Origin of the sequence: Prochlorococcus marinus (genome assembly GCF_001180245.1) — a bacterium.
Lineage (GTDB): Bacteria > Cyanobacteriota > Cyanobacteriia > PCC-6307 > Cyanobiaceae > Prochlorococcus_A > Prochlorococcus_A marinus_F.
In genome coordinates this window covers 1-203 of sequence record NZ_CVSV01000112.1, presented here as the reverse complement: position 1 = coordinate 203, position 203 = coordinate 1, and the positions used below count along the sequence as shown (strand labels likewise).

The window sequence follows — 203 nt, the reverse complement described above, 5'->3', positions numbered from 1 at the left end:
CCTGGGAAAGGAGCTGTTTCAATATCTACTCCTTTAATCTCTTTACTCTTGATAGAAATCGAATTACCTTTAATCGTAATTTTACTCCCACTCTCTTGAAGTTTATTAGTGACAGCTTCAAGATGATGAGGGATTACTGGAGAAATTGTTATTGAAGAGGAAGTGGCAGCAGCAGCTATTAGAAAAGTTCCAGCTTCTATTCG

Annotated in this window: 1 pseudogene; it reads right to left on the bottom strand. The window is 37.4% G+C overall.

Annotation, left to right across the window (positions count from 1 at the left end):
* Window positions 1-203, bottom strand: a pseudogene (locus tag AMO19_RS04170) (UDP-N-acetylglucosamine 1-carboxyvinyltransferase); the annotation flags it as partial.